Here is a 1,233-nt window from a genome sequence, read left to right on the forward strand (position 1 = left end):
TAAGGAACCGCTGATCAATTCGTCTCTGAGCGGCTAAAGCACTCTGGGCGGCATATTCACCGCGTCAACGGTCACTTTCTGGCCACGGAAGGTGGCCTTTTTACCCTGGCAGCCTGGTTATCCAGCTGCCAGGCCAGATTCAAGACACACTGGCCCCGTCAGCATGGCCCTGGCATCGTCCAGCCAGCACCAAATTGCCGAGGGCGAACAGGGTGAACAGCTGTGCCTGGTTCCTGGCCAGCCCCTTGTAGCGCACCTTCCGGTAGCCGAAGAGGTTCTTGATGACATGAAATGGGTGCTCGACCTTGGCGCGGATGCTGGCCTTGGCCTTCTCGATCGCCAGCAGCAGCGCTTTCATGGGACTGTCTTCCATCTTCTTGATGGGGCCGCGCTTGGCGGCAACACAGCAGCGGGAGTCCGGGGCATCCTTCTCTTCGCCCAGATAGCTCCACATACCGGTGTAGCCCGCGTCGCCGTATACCCGCTTGTCATCGTCCCGGACCAATTCACTGGCCATGGTGACATCGGCGACGTTGGCCGACGTGGCGGCGACACTGTGGGTCAGTCCGGTGACCGCATCGACACCGATATGGGCCTTCATGCCGAAGTAATACTGCTTACCCTTCCGGGTCTGCTTCATCTCCGGATCGCGCTGCCTGGCCTTGTTCCTGGTGGAAGGGGCGGCCGCCACAATGGTGGCGTCGACGATGGTGCCCTCGCGCATGAACAGGCCCTGCTCGGCCAAGTGGGCGTTGATTTCCTCGAAGATCCGCTGGGTCAGGGCATGCTGCTCCAGCAGGTGACGGAAGCGCAGCAGCGTGGTCGCATCCGGCACACTCTCGATGGCCAGATCGATACCGATGAAGTCACGCATGGCCTGGCTGTCGTAGATGGCATCCTCCAGCGCTTCATCGGCCAGGGCATACCACTGCTGCAGGAAGTAAATGCGCAGCATGCGCTCCAGGCCAATGGGTGGTCGGCCTCGCTTGCCCGCTGAATTCGGGAAGTAGGACGGCGACAGTGCTGCGATCAGCCGTTGCCACGGCACCAGCTTCTCCATCCTGGCAAGAAACCGCTCGCGGCGGGTGACCTTCTTCTTGTTCTGGTGCTCAGCCTGGGCGAATGAGATCTGTTTCATCGGAGTGGCTCTGTCAGCGGGTGTTGGACGACAGGTCAGATTTTACCTCGTCGGTGGCTATGAGGCAGCTCCGACGGGATTTATGCAGCGTTTCC

The 1,233-nt window shown here is 60.7% G+C and carries 1 protein-coding gene; it reads right to left on the bottom strand.

The window, feature by feature from the left end; all coding sequences use genetic code 11:
* Positions 1–139 precede the first annotated feature (139 nt).
* Positions 140–1,138 carry an IS5 family transposase gene (locus IE091_RS18325; RefSeq protein ID WP_189464327.1) on the bottom strand — a complete coding sequence of 333 codons (999 nt, stop codon included), beginning with the start codon at positions 1,136–1,138 and terminating at the stop codon, positions 140–142.
* Between the last annotated feature and the right edge of the window lie 95 nt (positions 1,139–1,233).

It is taken from the genome of Vreelandella hamiltonii (assembly GCF_014651775.1).
Lineage (GTDB): Bacteria > Pseudomonadota > Gammaproteobacteria > Pseudomonadales > Halomonadaceae > Vreelandella > Vreelandella hamiltonii.